We start from the raw sequence: 19,640 nt of genomic DNA on the forward strand, positions 1-19,640 counted from the left end.
TCTCATCAATAGTTGTTGATGGGTACATCAAATAGCTGTACTGAATTATTGGTGAGATAGGCTCTGATACAACGGATAGGCTTTGGTATCTGCCTGTTTTCAGACAAGCAGCTTTAAGAGAACTCTTCTTAATAAGTTCGTTTTCAGGCAAATGGATACAAAAAGTCCTGCTGAATTATGACGCCGAGTCAGATACAATTACAATTATTTTTGGGTTCGGTCTGATTTGTTTTGCTCTTGCGAGGCAAGCTGGCTATCTATTTACATCATAGTTACTTACATATAGTTACAGGTTGGTTTATGAGTGCGAATAGCAATGCTCAAGAAAGCGGGCGTGGTCTTGATATAGCAAAATGGCTATTGGTAGCAGTGCTGCTGGTGGTTGCTATTGTGGGTAATTACTATTACCGGGAGTATAACCTGCCCCTGCGCGCGATAGCCGTTGTTGCTATTGTTGCCCTTGCAGGAGCAGTTGCATTGTTGACTGCGAAAGGTAAAGCTGCATTAGCATTTGCCCGCGAATCTCGCGTCGAAATGCGTAAAGTCATTTGGCCAACTCGCCAGGAAGCCCTGCATACAACACTGATTGTTGCCGCAGTAACGGCTGTCATGTCGCTGATTTTGTGGGGGCTTGATGGTATTCTGGTGCGTTTAGTTTCATTTATTACAGGCCTGAGGTTTTAAGAATGTCTGAATCCCCAAAAAAGCGTTGGTATGTCATACAGGCATTTTCTGGGTTTGAAGGTCGCGTAGCCCAATCTCTGCGTGAACATATCAAATTACACGATATGGAAGACTCTTTCGGTGAAGTTATGGTGCCGACAGAAGAAGTTGTTGAGATCCGCAGTGGCCAGCGTCGTAAAAGCGAGCGTAAATTCTTCCCGGGTTATGTCCTGGTACAAATGGTAATGAACGATGCGACATGGCATCTGGTTCGCAGTGTACCTCGCGTAATGGGTTTTATTGGCGGTACATCTGACCGTCCTGCACCAATCAGTGATAAAGAAGTCGATGCGATTATGAATCGTCTTCAGCAGGTTGGTGATAAACCACGTCCAAAAACTTTGTTCGAACCAGGCGAAATGGTCCGTGTCAGCGATGGTCCATTTGCAGACTTCAATGGTGTTGTAGAAGAAGTCGATTACGAGAAGAGCCGCCTGAAAGTTTCGGTTTCTATCTTTGGTCGTGCTACGCCAGTTGAGCTGGATTTCAGTCAGGTCGAGAAAGCTTGATTTGATGCTTAATTGAGCTATTTTGCTTGCAAAGGGTGTGAAATTAGCATACAATTTCGCGCCTTTTGTTTTTATTCGGGGGCTATTTTAGGTTATCCGAATAGGCAATAAGTCTGATGACAGACATAATTTTTTGTGGTTTTGCCTGATTTAATTATTAGGTGGGGCCTAAAACGTTAGGGGAGCCTCTTTTCTGAGGCGATAACACCCATATAGAGGAAATATAGATGGCTAAGAAAGTACAAGCCTACGTTAAGCTGCAAGTTGCAGCGGGTATGGCTAACCCAAGCCCACCAGTTGGTCCAGCACTGGGTCAGCAGGGTGTTAACATCATGGAATTCTGTAAAGCGTTCAATGCTAAAACTGAAAGCATTGAAAAAGGCCTGCCAATTCCAGTTGTTATCACTGTTTATGCAGACCGTTCTTTCACTTTCGTTACCAAAACCCCACCAGCGGCGGTTCTGCTGAAAAAAGCAGCAGGCGTTAAATCTGGTTCCGGCAAACCGAACAAAGAGAAAGTTGGTAAAGTAACCAGCGCTCAGATTCGTGAAATTGCTGAAACTAAAGCTGCGGATATGACTGGTGCTGATGTTGACGCGATGATGCGTTCAATCGAAGGTACTGCTCGTTCCATGGGCCTGGTAGTGGAGGGTTAATCAATGGCTAAACTGACTAAGCGCATGCGCACTATTCGTGAAAAAGTTGATGCCACTAAACAGTATGACATCAACGAAGCCGTTGCTCTGCTGAAAGAACTGGCTACTGCTAAGTTCGTAGAAAGCGTTGACGTAGCTGTTAATCTTGGCATCGATGCTCGTAAATCTGACCAGAACGTTCGTGGCGCGACTGTACTGCCACACGGTACCGGTCGTTCAGTACGTGTTGCTGTATTTACCCAGGGCGCAAACGCTGAAGCGGCTAAAGCTGCTGGCGCAGAACTGGTAGGTATGGAAGATCTGGCTGAACAGATTAAGAAAGGCGAGATGGACTTCGACGTAGTTATCGCATCTCCAGATGCAATGCGCGTTGTTGGCCAGCTGGGTCAAATCCTGGGCCCACGTGGTCTGATGCCAAACCCGAAAGTTGGTACTGTAACTCCTAACGTTGCTGAAGCTGTACAGAACGCTAAAGCTGGTCAGGTTCGTTACCGTAACGACAAGAACGGTATCATCCACACCACCATCGGTAAAGTTGACTTTGACGCTGACAAACTGAAAGAAAACCTGGAAGCTCTGCTGGTTGCGCTGAAAAAAGCAAAACCATCTTCAGCTAAAGGCGTTTACGTTAAGAAAGTTAGCCTGTCCACTACCATGGGCGCAGGTGTTGCGATTGACCAGTCTGGTCTGAACACCGTAACAGCTTAATAATTTAGGCTGAAAGCGAATAACGCTTTACCTCGGCGTCAGATTTGTCTAAAATCTGACGCTTCGAATTTGACTGAACAGATTTATAACAATTTATAATAATTGATGCATAATATTTGTTCAGGGCAAATCACAGTTTTCGGTTGGAGCTTGGCCTAATCCAAGCCCCGTCCAAGACCGCAGGCGTAAGTACGTAGATAAATTACTTACTTAATATCCTGCGTAGACGGTGACAGAGCCAAATGAAATTTAATTTCTGGATTCTGCTCACCGTGTTTCAGCGCTCAGGCATATTTCATGTTCTGAGTGAAGTGAGTCCCGGGTTTGCCCGGTTAATCCAGGAGCAAGAAGCTAATGGCACTAAATCTTCAAGACAAACAAGCGATTGTTGCTGAAGTCAGCGAAGTAGCCAAAGGCGCGCTGTCTGCGGTTGTTGCGGATTCTCGCGGCGTTACTGTAGATAAAATGACTGAACTGCGTAAAGCAGGTCGCGAAGCTGGCGTTTACATGCGTGTTGTTCGTAACACTCTGATGCGTCGTGCTGTTGAAGGTACTGAGTATGAGTGCCTGAAAGAAGCGTTTGTTGGTCCAACCTTGATTGCTTTTTCTAACGAACATCCGGGCGCCGCTGCTCGTCTGTTCAAAGATTTCGCGAAAGCGAACCCAGCATTCGAGATTAAAGCAGCAGCCTTTGAAGGTGAGTTTATCCCAGGTTCGGACATCGATCGTCTGGCTACACTCCCAACTTACGAAGAAGCAATCGCACGCCTGATGTCAACCATGAAAGAAGCCGCTGCAGGCAAACTGGTTCGCACTCTGGCTGCGCTACGCGATCAGAAAGAAGCTGCTTAATTGCTTATTTCCTTCGTTGCTTTTTAACGTATAAATTATTTCTGAATTTTAGGAACACTTGTTATGTCTATCACTAAAGAACAAATTCTGGACGCAGTTGCAGAAATGTCTGTAATGGACGTTGTTGAACTGATCAGCATGATGGAAGAAAAATTCGGCGTTTCTGCTGCTGCAGCTGTTGCTGTAGTTGGTGGTGCTGCTGAAGCAGTTGAAGAAAAAACTGAATTCGACGTAATCCTGACTGGCGTTGGCGCTAACAAAGTTGCTGTAATCAAAGCAGTACGTGGCGCAACTGGCCTGGGTCTGAAAGAAGCTAAAGACCTGGTTGAAAGCGCACCAGCAGCACTGAAAGAAGGCATCAGCAAAGACGACGCTGAAGCTCTGAAAAAATCTCTGGAAGAAGCAGGTGCTTCTGTTGAGATCAAGTAAGATCAGTTTGAAGTTCGCAGCCTGATTTTCAAGGCTGGCGGCTGGCGATTTTTTAATCGCCAGCCTTTTTGCGCTGTAAGGCAGCTTGTGGTTTTGTAAGGACTTTGTTTTACAAGGATTACTTTACAAAAAGACTGTCTTACAGGGCACATGCAGGGTGTTAGTAGCATTTCACACTGTTTGGCTACTCATCAACCCAAAATACTCCTTCCTATTGACGACTTAATATACTGTGTTCTCAGCTACGATCCACTCGGGTAGCTCGGTAGTAAGGTAACGCAATGAAATGATTTAAGAGTAATAGCAATGAGTATTACGGAAAATATTCTATTTTCTGTTCGAAAAAATAGTGTTGCAGAGTGCTGTCCTTAAGGGCGGACAGAGTGGGTCACTTATCAGCGAGCTGAGGAACCCTATGGTTTACTCCTATACCGAGAAAAAACGTATTCGTAAGGATTTTGGTAAACGTCCACAAGTTTTGGATGTACCATACCTTCTTTCTATCCAACTTGACTCGTTCCAGAAGTTTATCGAGCAAGATCCTGAAGGCCAGAATGGACTGGAAGCGGCCTTCCGTTCTGTGTTCCCAATTCAGAGTTACAGCGGCAGTTCTGAGCTGCAATATGTAAGCTACCGTCTTGGCGAACCTGTTTTTGATGTTCAAGAGTGTCAGATCCGTGGCGTGACTTATTCCGCTCCACTGCGCGTTAAACTGCGTCTGGTGATTTATGAGCGTGAAGCGCCTGAAGGCACAGTAAAAGACATCAAAGAACAAGAAGTCTACATGGGTGAAATTCCACTCATGACTGATAACGGTACTTTTGTTATCAACGGTACTGAGCGCGTAATCGTATCTCAGTTACATCGTAGCCCAGGCGTTTTCTTTGACAGCGATAAGGGTAAAACCCATTCATCCGGTAAGGTACTGTATAATGCACGTATCATTCCTTACCGTGGTTCATGGCTGGATTTCGAATTCGATCCTAAAGATAACCTGTTTGTGCGTATCGACCGTCGTCGTAAATTACCGGCTTCGATTATTCTGCGCGCGATGGATTACACAAGCGAAGACATCCTGAATCTGTTCTTCGACAAAACCACGTTCGAAATTCGCGACAACAAATTGCAGATGACTCTGGTACCAGAACGTCTGCGTGGTGAGACAGCTTCATTTGATATTGAAGCGAACGGCAAACTGTATGTTGAAAAAGGCCGTCGTATCACTGCACGTCATATCCGCCAGTTAGAAAAAGATCAGGTAGACCGCATTGAGGTTCCTGTTGAATATATCGCGGGTAAAGTTGTTGCAAGAGATTACATCGATCAGAGCACGGGTGAAATCATCTGTGCTGCGAACATGGAACTCTCTTTGGATCTGCTGGCACGTTTGAGCCAATCTGGTCATAAAACCATTGAGACCCTGTTCACCAACGACTTGGACCACGGTGCATACATCTCCGAGACTCTGCGTATTGACCCAACCAACGACCGCCTGAGCGCATTGGTTGAAATCTACCGCATGATGCGTCCGGGTGAACCACCAACACGTGAAGCAGCAGAAAACCTGTTTGAGAACCTGTTCTTCTCTGAAGATCGTTATGATCTGTCTGCTGTTGGCCGTATGAAGTTCAACCGTTCACTGGATCGTGAAGAGATTGAAGGTTCCGGTATCCTGAGCAAAGCTGACATCATTGATGTCATGAAGAAGCTTATCGATATCCGTAACGGTAAAGGCGAAGTGGATGATATCGACCACTTGGGCAACCGTCGTATCCGCTCCGTTGGTGAAATGGCTGAAAACCAGTTCCGTGTAGGTCTGGTACGTGTAGAGCGTGCGGTGAAAGAGCGTCTGTCTCTGGGCGATCTGGATACCCTGATGCCTCAGGATATGATCAACGCCAAGCCAATTTCAGCAGCAGTAAAAGAGTTCTTTGGTTCCAGCCAGCTGTCTCAGTTTATGGACCAGAACAACCCACTGTCTGAAATTACTCATAAACGTCGTATTTCTGCTTTGGGCCCAGGCGGTCTGACCCGTGAACGTGCAGGCTTTGAAGTTCGAGACGTACACCCGACTCACTATGGTCGTGTATGTCCAATCGAAACGCCTGAAGGTCCAAACATCGGTCTGATTAACTCCCTGTCCGTTTATGCTCGTACCAACGAATATGGTTTCCTTGAAACCCCTTATCGTTTAGTACGTGACGGCGTGGTAACAGATGAGATTCATTACCTGTCAGCGATTGAAGAAGGTAACTACGTCATTGCGCAGGCTAACTCCGCACTGGACGAAGAAGGCCACTTCATCGAAGAACTGGTAACCTGCCGTCATTATGACGAATCCAGCTTGTTCAGCCGTGATCAGGTTCAGTACATGGACGTTTCGACACAACAGATCGTGTCCGTCGGTGCTTCCCTGATCCCATTCCTTGAACACGATGACGCCAACCGTGCATTGATGGGTGCGAACATGCAACGTCAGGCAGTTCCAACTCTGCGTGCAGACAAGCCGCTGGTCGGAACAGGTATGGAGCGTGCGGTAGCGGTTGACTCCGGTGTAACCTCCGTTGCTAAACGTGGCGGTGTGGTTCAGTACGTTGACGCATCCCGTATCGTGATTAAGGTTAACGAAGATGAAATGTACGCTGGTGAAGCGGGCATTGATATCTATAACCTGACCAAGTACACCCGTTCTAACCAGAATACCTGTATCAACCAGATGCCATGTGTGTCTCTGGGCGAGATGGTAGAACGTGGTGACGTTCTGGCTGATGGTCCATCCACCGATTTGGGTGAGCTGGCACTGGGTCAGAACATGCGCGTGGCGTTCATGCCATGGAATGGTTATAACTTCGAGGACTCCATCCTCGTATCTGAACGTGTTGTTCAGGAAGACCGTTTCACTACTATTCACATTCAGGAACTGGCTTGTGTATCCCGTGATACTAAACTGGGGCCTGAAGAGATCACTGCTGACATTCCTAACGTAGGTGAAGCAGCGCTGTCTAAACTGGACGAATCCGGTATCGTTTATATCGGTGCGGAAGTGAAAGGTGGCGACATTCTGGTCGGTAAAGTGACACCGAAAGGTGAAACTCAGTTAACGCCAGAAGAAAAACTGTTGCGTGCGATCTTTGGTGAAAAAGCGTCTGACGTTAAAGATTCATCACTGCGTGTACCAAACGGTGTTTCCGGTACTGTTATCGACGTACAGGTCTTTACCCGTGATGGCGTAGAAAAAGACAAGCGTGCTCTGGAAATCGAAGAAATGCAGCTGCGTCAGGCGAAGAAAGACCTGACTGAAGAACTGCGTATTTTCGAAGCTGGTCTGTTTGCCCGTATTCGTACCGCACTGGTTGCCGGTGGAATTGAAGCGGAAAAATTAGACAAGCTGCCACGTGAGCGCTGGTTAGAACTGGGTCTGGCTGATGAAGATAAACAGAATCAGTTGGAACAGTTGGCAGAACAGTATGACGAACTGAAAGCTGAGTTCGAGAAAAAACTGGATGCTAAACGCCGTAAGATCACTCAGGGTGATGATCTAGCACCTGGCGTACTGAAAATCGTTAAGGTTTATCTGGCAGTGAAACGTCAGATCCAGCCTGGTGATAAGATGGCAGGTCGTCACGGTAACAAGGGTGTAATCTCTAAGATCAACCCAATCGAAGACATGCCTTACGATGAAAATGGTACTCCTGTTGACATCGTACTGAACCCGCTGGGCGTACCATCACGTATGAACATCGGTCAGATTCTGGAAACTCACCTGGGTATGGCGGCGAAGGGCATTGGTGACAAGATCAATGCAATGCTGAAACAACAGCAAGAAGTTGCCAAACTGCGTGAATTTATCCAGAAAGCTTATGATCTGGGTGATGACACCCGTCAGAAAGTTGATTTGAATACTTTCACTGACGACGAAGTCATGCGTCTGGCTGAAAACCTGAAAAAAGGTATGCCAATCGCAACGCCAGTCTTCGACGGTGCGAAAGAGACTGAAATCAAAGAGCTGTTGAAACTGGGTGGCCTGCCGACTTCCGGTCAGATCACACTGTTTGACGGCCGTACTGGTGAGCAATTCGAGCGTCAGGTAACCGTTGGTTACATGTATATGCTGAAATTGAACCACTTGGTTGATGACAAGATGCACGCCCGTTCTACCGGTTCTTACAGCTTGGTTACTCAGCAGCCGCTGGGTGGTAAAGCACAGTTCGGTGGTCAGCGTTTCGGGGAGATGGAAGTGTGGGCACTGGAAGCATACGGTGCTGCCTATACTCTGCAAGAAATGCTTACCGTTAAGTCTGATGATGTTAACGGTCGTACCAAGATGTATAAAAACATCGTGGACGGTAACCACCAGATGGAACCAGGTATGCCGGAGTCTTTCAACGTATTGCTGAAAGAGATCCGTTCCTTGGGTATCAACATCGAGCTGGAAGACGAATAATAAATCATCGTTTTCCGCTGGCACTGCCCGCCTTATGTTGAAATAACATAAAATCGGGCAGTCTGCCAGCCAGTGGTTACACTGGTTACAAGGGGGGAGTGGCATGGGCCACTCACCTAACAGGTCTAACTCCGACAGGAGCCATTTCGTGAAAGACTTATTGAAGTTTCTGAAAGCGCAAACCAAGACCGAAGAGTTTGATGCGATCAAAATTGCTCTGGCCTCTCCAGATATGATCCGTTCGTGGTCATTCGGGGAAGTAAAAAAGCCGGAAACCATTAACTACCGTACGTTCAAACCTGAGCGTGACGGTCTTTTCTGTGCTCGTATTTTCGGGCCGGTAAAAGATTACGAATGCTTGTGTGGTAAATACAAGCGCTTAAAACACCGTGGTGTGATTTGTGAGAAGTGTGGTGTTGAAGTCACTCAGACTAAAGTTCGCCGTGAACGTATGGGTCACATTGAACTGGCATCTCCGACTGCTCACATCTGGTTCCTGAAATCACTGCCATCCCGCATCGGCTTGCTGCTGGATATGCCTCTGCGCGACATCGAACGCGTACTGTACTTCGAATCCTATGTGGTTGTAGAAGGCGGCATGACCAGTCTTGAGCGCAGTCAGATCCTGACTGAAGAGCAGTATCTGGATGCACTGGAAGAGTTCGGTGATGAGTTCGACGCAAAAATGGGCGCAGAAGCGATCCAGTCTTTGTTGAAAAACCTCGATCTGGAAAACGAATGTGAAACTCTGCGTGAAGAGCTGAACGAAACCAACTCTGAAACCAAGCGTAAGAAACTGACCAAGCGCATCAAGCTGCTGGAAGCTTTCATTCAGTCTGGTAACAAACCAGAGTGGATGGTTCTGACTGTTCTGCCAGTTCTACCACCGGATCTGCGTCCATTGGTTCCTCTGGATGGCGGCCGTTTCGCAACGTCTGACCTGAACGATCTGTATCGTCGCGTTATCAACCGTAACAACCGTCTGAAACGCCTGCTGGATCTGGCTGCGCCAGACATCATCGTACGTAACGAAAAACGTATGTTGCAGGAAGCGGTTGATGCATTGCTGGACAACGGTCGTCGTGGTCGTGCAATCACGGGTTCCAACAAGCGTCCTCTGAAATCCCTGGCTGATATGATCAAGGGTAAACAGGGTCGTTTCCGTCAGAACCTGTTGGGTAAACGTGTTGACTACTCAGGCCGTTCTGTAATTACCGTAGGTCCATACCTGCGCCTGCATCAGTGTGGTCTTCCTAAGAAGATGGCACTGGAGCTGTTCAAACCATTTATCTACGGCAAGCTGGAACTGCGTGGTCTGGCGACTACCATCAAAGCAGCTAAGAAAATGGTTGAACGCGAAGAAGCGGTTGTATGGGATATCCTTGATGAGGTTATCCGTGAGCATCCGGTTCTGCTGAACCGTGCACCAACCCTTCACCGTCTGGGTATTCAGGCGTTTGAACCGGTTCTGATCGAAGGTAAAGCGATTCAGTTGCACCCATTGGTGTGTGCGGCTTATAACGCCGACTTCGATGGTGACCAGATGGCTGTTCACGTACCGTTGACACTGGAAGCCCAGCTGGAAGCGCGTGCGCTGATGATGTCTACCAACAACATCCTGTCTCCGGCGAGCGGTGAACCAATCATCGTTCCATCTCAGGACGTTGTATTGGGTCTGTACTACATGACTCGTGACTGTGTTAACGCGAAAGGCGAAGGCATGGTTCTGACCGGTCCTAAAGAAGCAGAACGCGTATACCGCGCAGGTCTGGCTTCTCTGCATGCCCGTGTCAAAGTTCGTATCACTGAAGAAGTGAGAGATGGCGAAGGTAACGTTACGGTTAATACAGGTCTGGTTGATACCACTATCGGTCGTGCCATCCTGTGGATGATTGTACCGCGTGGTCTGCCATACTCACTGATTAACCAGCCACTGGGTAAAAAAGCAATCTCTAAGATGCTGAACACCTGTTACCGTGTGCTGGGCCTGAAACCAACCGTTATCTTAGCTGACCAGACCATGTACACCGGTTTTGCTTACGCTGCCCGTTCAGGGGTATCCGTAGGTATTGACGACATGGTTATTCCTGAGAAGAAAGAAGGCATCATCGCGGAAGCAGAAGCTGAAGTTGCTGAAATTCAGGAACAGTTCCAGTCAGGTCTGGTAACTGCGGGCGAACGCTATAACAAAGTTATCGATATCTGGGCGGCGGCGAACGAACGTGTTGCTAAAGCGATGATGGAAAACCTCTCTTCTGAGACTGTGATTAACAGCAAAGGCGAAGAAGAACAACAGGTTTCCTTCAACAACATCTTTATGATGGCCGACTCCGGTGCTCGTGGTTCTGCTGCTCAGATTCGTCAGTTGGCGGGTATGCGTGGTCTGATGGCAACGCCAGATGGCTCCATCATCGAAACCCCAATCACCGCGAACTTCCGTGAAGGTCTGAACGTACTTCAGTACTTCATCTCAACCCACGGTGCTCGTAAAGGTCTGGCGGATACCGCACTGAAAACTGCAAACTCCGGTTATCTGACCCGTCGTCTGGTTGACGTTGCTCAGGATCTGGTTGTTACTGAAGATGACTGTGGTACGCATAATGGCATCATGATGACTCCGGTTATCGAAGGTGGTGACGTTAAAGAACCTCTGCGTGAGCGTGTACTGGGTCGTGTGACTGCGGAAGATGTTCTGAAACCGGGTTCTGCGGACATTCTGGTTCCACGTAACACTCTGCTGAACGAAAAATGGTGTGATCTGTTAGAAGAAAACTCCGTTGACAGCGTGAAAGTACGTTCTGTAGTTAGTTGTGAAACTGACTTCGGTGTCTGTGCGAACTGTTACGGACGTGACCTTGCTCGTGGTCATATCATCAACAAAGGTGAAGCAGTTGGTGTTATCGCGGCACAGTCAATCGGTGAGCCGGGTACACAGCTGACGATGCGTACGTTCCACATCGGTGGTGCGGCATCTCGTGCGGCAGCAGAATCCAGTATTCAGGTACGTAACAAAGGTCAATTGAAACTGACCAACGCGAAATTCGTTACCAACTCAGCGGGCAAACTGGTTATTACTTCCCGTAATACCGAATTGCGCCTGATTGACGATTTCGGTCGTACTAAAGAAAGCTATAAAGTGCCTTACGGTTCCGTATTGTCAAAAGGTGATGGCGAGAAAGTTGCCGGCGGTGAAACCGTTGCTAACTGGGATCCACACACCATGCCAGTCGTGAGTGAAGTGTCCGGTATCATCCAGTTCTCTGACATGGTAGATGGCCAGACCATTACCCGTCAGACGGACGAACTGACCGGCCTTTCATCACTGGTGGTTCTGGACAGTGCAGAGCGTACCGGTAGCGGTAAAGACCTGCGTCCGGCACTGAAAATCGTTGATGCTCAGGGTAACGACGTTCTGATCCCAGGTACAGATATGCCTGCTCAGTACTTCCTGCCGGGTAAAGCGATTGTTCAGCTGGAAGATGGCATTACTATCTCTGCGGGTGACACGCTGGCTCGTATTCCTCAGGAATCTGGCGGTACTAAAGATATCACCGGTGGTCTGCCACGCGTTGCAGACCTGTTCGAAGCACGTCGTCCGAAAGAGCCTGCTATCCTGGCAGAAATCAGCGGTATCGTTTCCTTCGGTAAAGAAACCAAAGGTAAACGTCGTCTGGTAATCAGCCCACTGGATGGTAGTGATGCTTACGAAGAGATGATCCCTAAATGGCGTCAGCTCAACGTATTCGAAGGTGAGGTTGTTGAACGTGGTGACGTGATCTCCGATGGTCCAGAATCTCCACACGACATTCTGCGTCTGCGTGGCGTTCATGCCGTTGCTCGTTACATCACTAACGAAGTTCAGGAAGTTTACCGTCTGCAAGGCGTTAAGATTAACGATAAGCACATTGAAGTTATCGTTCGTCAGATGCTGCGTAAAGTGACCATTGCAAGCGCGGGAAGCTCTGAATTCCTTGAAGGCGAGCAGGTTGAATACGCACGCGTTAAAGTTGCTAACCGTAAACTGGATCAAGATGGCAAAGTCCCTGCGACCTTCCACCGTGATCTGCTGGGTATTACCAAAGCATCACTGGCAACAGAATCCTTCATCTCTGCGGCGTCGTTCCAGGAAACAACCCGCGTACTGACTGAAGCAGCTGTTGCAGGTAAACGTGATGAATTGCGTGGCCTGAAAGAGAACGTCATTGTGGGTCGTCTGATCCCTGCGGGTACAGGTTATGCTTACCATCAGGATCGTATGCGCCGTCGTCACGAAAACGAAGTGGTTGAAGCACCACAAGTGACTGTCGACGAAGCCACTGCAAACCTTGCTGAGTTGTTGAATGCAGGTTTCGGTAGCAGCTCTAACGAGTAATACCATGATGAGTAGGATACATAATTCGTATCACTAATCATAAAATGCCCTCTCTGGTAGAGGGCATTTTTATTTTGGGTGGAAAACAGAATGAGACAAATCGTTAATGTTGCTGCCATGATTTTCTTGCTGTCATTATTCTTTTTCGCCAATCAGGTTGCAGCGTATCAGCCTGATGGGGAAAGCTATCGCTATATGGAGGTCATCAGAGACAGCAAAATTTATGCCTTGATTGGAGAGCATGTGATTCAGGTTGGTATCTTCAGGGAAGGGCAAAGCCTGAAAGTGGCTCAGGATGAACGAGAAGACAGTGATTATTACGTATTTAGGTTTGGTAATGGGAAAGGTTACATTGCTAAAAACCATTTAAAAGAAATAAAAAAAGCCTCATTCCCCAGTGATCCTTTCCCCATTCTCAATAATAAAATCGCTCAGGGTTTAGCTACCTTTCAGAAAACGAAGGTTTACAGCACTTTGAAAGCCGATAGTAAGCCAATTGCAGTACTGGCGGCAGATCTCCGCTATCCAATTCAGGATAAGGTACAGGATATTAAGCATAATATCTGGTATGAAATTAATCTGGGAGGACGTCTGGGCTATATTCGTGCTCAGGATGCTGAACAGGATAATGGCATACCTGTGCTGACATACCATCATCTCCTTGAGGAGAAAGAAAATAAGCGTTTTCTGCATACATCAACAACCACATCTTTAAACGCCTTCCGTAATCAAATGGATTACTTAAAACAGGCTGGTTACACCACGATTTCACTCTATGAGTTGGAAGGATACTTAAAAGGTGCAGTTAACCTGCCGGCGAAAGTCGTTGCTTTGACTTTTGATGATGGATTGAAGTCCGTGTATCGTTATGCTTACCCAATACTGAAAAAAAATGAACAAAAGGCGACACTTTTTATCATTTCATCCAGAATCAAACGCCATCCTCAGAAATGGAATCCCAATAACCTACAATTTTTGAGTCTTAATGAATTGTTATCTATGCAGGATGTTTTTGATTTTCAATCCCATACTCATTTCTTGCATCGATTAGGTAAGAATAAGAAACCCATATTATTCAAGCGTTCATACCGGAATATTCTGTATGATTTTGAACGCTCCCGCCGGGCATTATCACAATTTAACCCCCATGTAATTTATCTTTCCTACCCTTTTGGCGGATATAATATGTCAGCGATGAAAGCGGCTAAAAATGCAGGTTTTCATTTAGCGGTTACCACTGTGCAGGGAAAAGTGAAATTGGGAGACAATCCCTTTTCTTTGAAGCGGCTATATATATTGCGGACAGATTCCATTGAAAAAATGGCAAAAATGATAGCCAATAAACCAAGAGATATTCCTTTTTCTAAGATAAATAGTAAAAAATGATATATTTAGATTAATGTTAAGATAAGTATATAAAACTTACTGTATTAATGGGTTTTTATTGCAAATATCACAGTCCGCTATTTTTGATCATGTTTTCATGAAATAAGACCCTGTCAGTTTAGCTTGAAAATATTATATATTATTATTTCCATTTAATTATTAAATTATGTGGAGGTGAGCGTGGATATTGAAGATGATTATAATGTGTTAATAATCTCCTTTGATGGCGTTCCGATGTCCGGAATTGTTGTTGAATCAATTAAACTTATAGGGTTTTTGAAAAATAATAAGAAAAGAATTTTCATGGAAACGCGAACCGGTGTCTCAGAGGAAAAAAAAGCACTGTGGCAAAAGAAAATGCTATTAAAATGGCGTTATCTACCTGCCAGCCGGTAGACAACGATGTTCACCAGCAAAGATTTGGTCATGCGATAAAAGAAAACAAACGTATTTATAATAAATTATGTAATTTGGCGGAGCGTCAGTTGCTATTTTTTGATGATAATAAAATTAAACTCACACGTAATGGCAAAGTGCTGGTTGAATCAATCGTAAATACAGAATTTAATGACTAAATATGATGAGTAATAATGATTAAAGCCACCCGTTTTATTCCTACTAAACGGGTGGCTTTAATTTGTACCGGTTCAGGTAGATCCTTTGCTCTTTATCATTTTGATAAATGTTTCCCGTGCACTCGATGAACCAAGGCGTTCAGCTTCATCTAACAGAGTCAGTGCCTTATTGATATCTCCATTTTTGATCGCTTTCTTGATGGCCTCATTGAAGTGCTGTTCTGTTTCACCTGAAATAGATTTAGGCACCCTATTAGGCTTTCGATCTACGAGAGAATGGTCAGCCAATACGTTTTCGGTAGTTTGTTCTTCTGACGTCACTTTCAGCGTTAAAATTCCGGTATCAGCATGGCTAGCTACTGGATCTGGAATATTGGGAACCGCGTTACCTACTCCCTGAGCATAGGCTTTGGCTGGATCAACCATTTTGGTCGATGTTTGCAGGTCTGAATGGGTGGTGTAAATCAACAAATATATATTTTTCTGCCCTGACACTGGCGTTATTTTTAATGTTCTTTCAACCCGTTCCCCCGAGAAGATCTCCGGTTGTTGATAGGAAAAAGAATGGCTTGCATAAAGTGCAACAGGCTGAAATTTTTCATCAAACACCAACACGTTAGGTAAATAGACCTGCTTATCTTTTATCAGGCTGCTTAACGTGATTTTCAGTGCACCCTGACTGGCCGGTAAAGCAAGAGTGGCAACTGCTCCCTGAATATTTCCTTCGTTAATCTGAGATGAAGTCCGACTGAGAACAATTGTGTGCATTGCCGGGGTCTTTATCGGTTTCCATACCTGCTTCTGTAAAACAGAAACAGGTATGGAATAAGCAACGCTGTTGTTTATTTCCGGATTGATCATAGCCTTCTCAGATACAGTACCTGCTGCATAAGCCACTAAGGGGAGGCTTATGCAGGAGAAAATACTGCTAAAGAAGAGAGTAATTAGTTTGGTTTTCATCGTTTACCCTTACCCGAAATTACCACCAGGCTTCAAATTGAGCACCAAACGTGAACTCATCATTCTTACCACGGCTGAAATGGTGATCAGTTGTATCACGATACGCTAACCCATCGTTATAACCGGGAGTTTTATTGGCATAACCCCATTTTTCATTCCATTTAGCATAAGTGGTGTACAAACGAATCGTCGGACGGGACCAGATGCTATCACCCGCCTGCCATTGTTGGGCCAGAGTGATTTTGTACTGGTCGTTAATCGCTTTGGTACGCTGAGATTTGACATTATCGTAGCCAACTTCCAATAACGTACTCATGGTGGGTGTCCATTTGTACATTGGGCGGATACCGGCGGTATACCAAATGGTACCGTTACGATTGTCGCGATCAATATTTTGGTACATAGCGACGTACATCAAATCCCATTTTTTAGCCAGATTGATAGCGCCATGATTTATCACACGTAGCATATGACCATTATTGTCGGTACTGGCTCCCGCGGAACGACCATTATTATTGGAAGTCATAGAGTCAGTCGCATACTGAACAACAAGTTTATTGAACCCATCCAACATACTTTGAGTATGTTCAGCCGTTAGCATTACCCCATCTTTAGAAGCGTTTTTGGCCAAATGATAACCCTTACGTGGATTAGCCCGCCCGTAATCAACGCCTAATTCCAGCACACCACCGCTGTTGATGGGGAGAGCAGCCAGCCGGACATCAAAAACATCATTAGAGGTTTCGGTATTTTGATTTTTATTACTAACCCAGCGATATGAACCTCCACTTTCAGTATTGCGTGTCACGGCAAGAGAAAGTTTGCCAAAATCAAGATCAATATTTTCCAAACCGGCTCCGGGACCAGAAATATCCCAATAATAGAAATCGATCATATGTACATCATGGCGTTGATAAAAACGCTTACCGGCCCACAGTGTTGAGCCGGGCAACCAGTCAATCAGGTTAGTTGCCTGTACATTCACTTCACGGAATGCGGGGTTGACCGATTCATGATCGCTTTTTTGAGCTGCGCTATAGGCCAGATTGGTATCGAAATAGAAGCGTTTATCTTCTTGTTGCCATAATGCTTGCCCCAATTTTAATTCAGCATAGGTTTCACACTCATTTCCGAGGCGGTATTTACTTTGTGCCCCTGTACTTTGAGCACATGTTTGCTCACCGCCACGTCCTGTCCAGCCGATACCTGAACGGGCATAACCGTGGAAGTCTACCGCAGCGGCCTGCATGGAAAATAATCCTGCCAGCACGGGTAATGAGAGAGGTAAGATGCGCATAATTGTTCTCCTGTTATTTTTTATGGCGAGGTTTTAAACCCCTGGTTCTTTGTATAGGCGCCGACATGCTGTTCCGTCTTCCCGAAACAGATGACAACGATGAGGGGCTAATCCGATAGTGAAGGTCGCCCCTTCTTCTACAAGAACAATATCAGGCTGGAGATAAACGAGATTTTGACGGATGGTTGATATGTGGATATGGATATGAGTTTCACTTCCTAACTGCTCTACTATCTGTACAGTTCCTGTCAGTGTTACGTCAGCGACATCGCTGGGTAAAAGGTGTTCCGGCCGGATACCCAGAGACACATTACTCCCGACAGTAACTCCCTTACTTTCTACCGGAAGCCAGACATGTTGCCCATTAGGCAGGCTGATCTGTACTTGATCAACAGCGGTTGCAGAGACTTTGACTGGTAAGAAATTCATCTTTGGAGAGCCCATGAAACTGGCTACAAAACGATTAGCCGGGTAGTGATAAATTTCGAGAGGTTTACCAACCTGAGCAATATTGCCGGCATCCAATACAACGATTTTGTCTGCTAATGTCATGGCCTCGGTTTGATCATGGGTGACGTAGATCATGGTGCGTTGCAGACGCTTATGCAGACGTGAAATTTCGATACGCATCTGAACTCGCAGGGCAGCGTCCAGATTGGAGAGAGGTTCGTCCAGTAGAAAAATATTGGGTTCGGCGACCAGAGTACGGCCAATAGCCACTCGCTGACGCTGGCCACCAGATAGTGCTTTTGGACGACGATCCAATAGATGAGCGAGTTGGAGAGTTTCTGCGACCTGCTCTACCCGTTTTTGAATCTCACTTTTTTTAATCCCTGCCAGTTTCAGGCCGAAAGACATGTTATCTGCTACGGATAAATGGGGGTAAAGTGCATAAGATTGGAAAACCATGCCGATACTACGTTTAGCGGGCGGTACATCATTTATTACTTGGCCTGCAATCAGCATTTCACCGGACGTAATATCTTCCAGACCGGCAATCATTCTTAATAAAGTCGATTTTCCACATCCCGATGGACCAACAAAAACTACAAACTCCCCTTCATCAATCTCAAGATTGAGATTTCTGGAAATAACATTTTCACCATAAGCCTTAGATACATTACGAAGTGTGACGCTGGACATGTATTTACCTCGGAGTTGCCATCTTGGTTTGTAGCGAAAAGTAGATGGCAGGATTGTGCGCAAAATAACAGGAATAAAAATCCTCCATTTTATCGTTTTTTATGGGGGAGGGATTAGGAGGATGAGATTAGTAGGATTACAAAATTCCTTTATATTTCACGAAATAAAATGTGATTTTAGTTACAAAAATTGGTGCCTTTTTAAGACTTTTGGCATGGTTTACAGTGCTTTTGTAATCACGTTCACACTCATTTGATGAGAGGCGTAGGTAGGGGGAGGATGAGTCTGCTTTCTATTAATTGCACACTATGAAATATTTTCTGGTGGTGTAGTGAAGAATTCATCTTAAATCAGCAAATACTGAAAAGGACGGAATGATGACAAAAAGAATTTCAAAAATAGGTGCTAGTGCGCTGATGCTTTCCGTTTTATCTGCATGGGTACTTTCTGTTCCTGCTTTCGCAAAACTGGAAGAAGGTAAGCTGGTAATTTGGATCAATGGGGATAAGGGATATAACGGGCTGGCGCAGGTTGGTGACAGATTTATGCAGGATACAGGGATTTCAGTCAGTGTTGAACATCCCGATAAACTGGAAGAAAAATATCCTCAGATTGCTGCGGTGGGAGATGGTCCGGATATCATTTTCTGGGCACATGACCGCTTTGGGGGCTACGCACAGTCGGGGTTACTGGCTGAGGTTACGCCTGATAAGAATTTTATGGACAAACTATTTCCCTTTACCTGGGATGCGGTTCGTTATGAAGGCAAATTGATTGGCTACCCTATTGCGGTTGAAGCTCTTTCTCTTATTTACAATAAAGACTTGGTTAAGTCACCACCCTTAACATGGGAAGAAATTCCTATATTAGATAACGAGCTAAAAAAGCAGGGGAAAAGTGCGATTATGTTCAATCTTCAGGAACCTTATTTCGCCTGGCCCCTGATTGCTGCTGATGGTGGATATGCCTTTAAGAGGCAGGGAGATACCTACGATATTAAGGATAGTGGGGTAAATCATACTGGTTCTAAAGCCGGCCTGGAATTTTTAGTCAGTCTGGTAAAAAACAAACACTTTAGTGCTGATACCGATTATTCCATTGCTGAAGCCGCCTTTAATAAAGGTACGACAGCAATGACTATTAATGGTCCTTGGTCATGGGGGAACATCGACAAAAGTAAAATTAATTACGGTGTTACTTTGCTGCCGACTTTTAAAGGCCAGCCTTCTAAACCTTTTGTTGGTATTTTGAGCGCAGGAATTAACGCGGCCAGTCCCAATAAAGAACTGGCTAAGGAGTTTTTGGAAAACTACCTGCTGACTAATGATGGCTTAGCAATGATGGATAAGGATAAGCCACTGGGTGCTGTAGCATTGAAGTCTTATCAGGATATTCTTGCCAAAGATCCACGTATTGCTGCCACGATGAACAATGCTCAGAAAGGCGAAATCATGCCGAATATTTCACAAATGAGCAGCTTTTGGTACGCCATGCGTAGTGCGGTACTTAATGCAATCAGCAGCCGACAACCTGTAGATGCGGCTCTCAATGATGCAGAAGCCCGGATTGTAAAATAAACGCGCATT

At 45.7% G+C, this 19,640-nt stretch carries 15 protein-coding genes; 12 read left to right on the forward strand and 3 right to left on the reverse strand.

The genetic code is table 11. The annotated features are described in order from the left end of the window. The first annotated feature begins 300 nt into the window (after nucleotides 1-300). The 11 genes from secE to AACX68_RS05000 all read left to right on the forward strand — a co-directional run bounded on the left by secE (nucleotide 301) and on the right by AACX68_RS05000 (nucleotide 14,654). Nucleotides 301-684: a preprotein translocase subunit SecE gene (secE, locus tag AACX68_RS04950; RefSeq protein WP_099109246.1), complete on the forward strand. Its 384-nt coding sequence runs from the start codon at nucleotides 301-303 to the stop codon at nucleotides 682-684. 2 nt (nucleotides 685-686) lie between these two features. Next, nucleotides 687-1,232: a transcription termination/antitermination protein NusG gene (gene nusG / locus AACX68_RS04955; protein ID WP_099109247.1), complete on the forward strand. Its 546-nt coding sequence runs from the start codon at nucleotides 687-689 to the stop codon at nucleotides 1,230-1,232. A 227-nt stretch (nucleotides 1,233-1,459) separates the two neighbouring features. Further along, complete coding sequence (gene rplK / locus AACX68_RS04960; protein WP_010848553.1) at nucleotides 1,460-1,888, forward strand: 50S ribosomal protein L11; 429 nt, start codon at nucleotides 1,460-1,462, stop codon at nucleotides 1,886-1,888. Nucleotides 1,889-1,891: 3 nt separating this feature from the next. Next, entirely contained in the window at nucleotides 1,892-2,596 is a 705-nt protein-coding gene (gene rplA / locus AACX68_RS04965; protein WP_099109248.1) for a 50S ribosomal protein L1, read from the forward strand. 354 nt (nucleotides 2,597-2,950) lie between these two features. Beyond that, nucleotides 2,951-3,448, forward strand: a complete 498-nt coding sequence (rplJ, locus tag AACX68_RS04970) for a 50S ribosomal protein L10 (RefSeq protein WP_099109249.1) — start codon at nucleotides 2,951-2,953, stop codon at nucleotides 3,446-3,448. 63 nt (nucleotides 3,449-3,511) lie between these two features. Beyond that, nucleotides 3,512-3,877 carry a 50S ribosomal protein L7/L12 gene (rplL, locus tag AACX68_RS04975; protein WP_038237923.1) on the forward strand — a complete coding sequence of 122 codons (366 nt, stop codon included), beginning with the start codon at nucleotides 3,512-3,514 and terminating at the stop codon, nucleotides 3,875-3,877. A gap of 415 nt (nucleotides 3,878-4,292) precedes the next feature. Beyond that, complete coding sequence (rpoB, locus tag AACX68_RS04980; RefSeq protein WP_228858476.1) at nucleotides 4,293-8,321, forward strand: DNA-directed RNA polymerase subunit beta; 4,029 nt, start codon at nucleotides 4,293-4,295, stop codon at nucleotides 8,319-8,321. A 148-nt stretch (nucleotides 8,322-8,469) separates the two neighbouring features. Further along, nucleotides 8,470-12,693, forward strand: a complete 4,224-nt coding sequence (rpoC, locus tag AACX68_RS04985) for a DNA-directed RNA polymerase subunit beta' (protein WP_228858477.1) — start codon at nucleotides 8,470-8,472, stop codon at nucleotides 12,691-12,693. Between the two features lie 90 nt (nucleotides 12,694-12,783). Next, nucleotides 12,784-14,079, forward strand: coding sequence for a polysaccharide deacetylase family protein (locus tag AACX68_RS04990; protein ID WP_228858478.1), 1,296 nt, complete (start codon nucleotides 12,784-12,786; stop codon nucleotides 14,077-14,079). 180 nt (nucleotides 14,080-14,259) lie between these two features. Beyond that, nucleotides 14,260-14,475, forward strand: coding sequence for a hypothetical protein (locus AACX68_RS04995; protein ID WP_228858479.1), 216 nt, complete (start codon nucleotides 14,260-14,262; stop codon nucleotides 14,473-14,475). Next, nucleotides 14,424-14,654, forward strand: a complete 231-nt coding sequence (locus AACX68_RS05000) for a hypothetical protein (RefSeq protein ID WP_228858480.1) — start codon at nucleotides 14,424-14,426, stop codon at nucleotides 14,652-14,654. The genes AACX68_RS04995 and AACX68_RS05000 overlap by 52 nt, the downstream gene beginning before the upstream one ends. A 72-nt stretch (nucleotides 14,655-14,726) precedes the next feature. On the opposite strand, the gene malM is transcribed toward AACX68_RS05000, so the two are convergent. Genes malM through malK form a run of 3 tightly spaced genes read right to left on the reverse strand, consistent with a single transcriptional unit; the run spans nucleotide 14,727 to nucleotide 18,054 of the window. Next, a complete protein-coding gene (malM, locus tag AACX68_RS05005) occupies nucleotides 14,727-15,614 on the reverse strand; it encodes a maltose operon protein MalM (protein WP_228858481.1) in 888 nt (295 codons plus the stop codon). A gap of 19 nt (nucleotides 15,615-15,633) precedes the next feature. Then, nucleotides 15,634-16,911: a maltoporin gene (locus AACX68_RS05010; RefSeq protein ID WP_228858482.1), complete on the reverse strand. Its 1,278-nt coding sequence runs from the start codon at nucleotides 16,909-16,911 to the stop codon at nucleotides 15,634-15,636. Between the two features lie 33 nt (nucleotides 16,912-16,944). Beyond that, nucleotides 16,945-18,054: a maltose/maltodextrin ABC transporter ATP-binding protein MalK gene (gene malK, locus AACX68_RS05015; protein ID WP_228858483.1), complete on the reverse strand. Its 1,110-nt coding sequence runs from the start codon at nucleotides 18,052-18,054 to the stop codon at nucleotides 16,945-16,947. A 377-nt stretch (nucleotides 18,055-18,431) separates the two neighbouring features. Between malK and malE the strand changes: the two genes are divergently transcribed. Further along, the gene (gene malE, locus AACX68_RS05020) at nucleotides 18,432-19,631 is read left to right on the forward strand and encodes a maltose/maltodextrin ABC transporter substrate-binding protein MalE (protein WP_228858484.1); all 1,200 of its coding nucleotides are present in this window, start codon (nucleotides 18,432-18,434) and stop codon (nucleotides 19,629-19,631) included. Nucleotides 19,632-19,640 lie beyond the last annotated feature (9 nt).

The organism is Xenorhabdus sp. PB61.4, from assembly GCF_963894935.1.
Taxonomy (GTDB): Bacteria; Pseudomonadota; Gammaproteobacteria; order Enterobacterales; family Enterobacteriaceae; genus Xenorhabdus; species Xenorhabdus stockiae.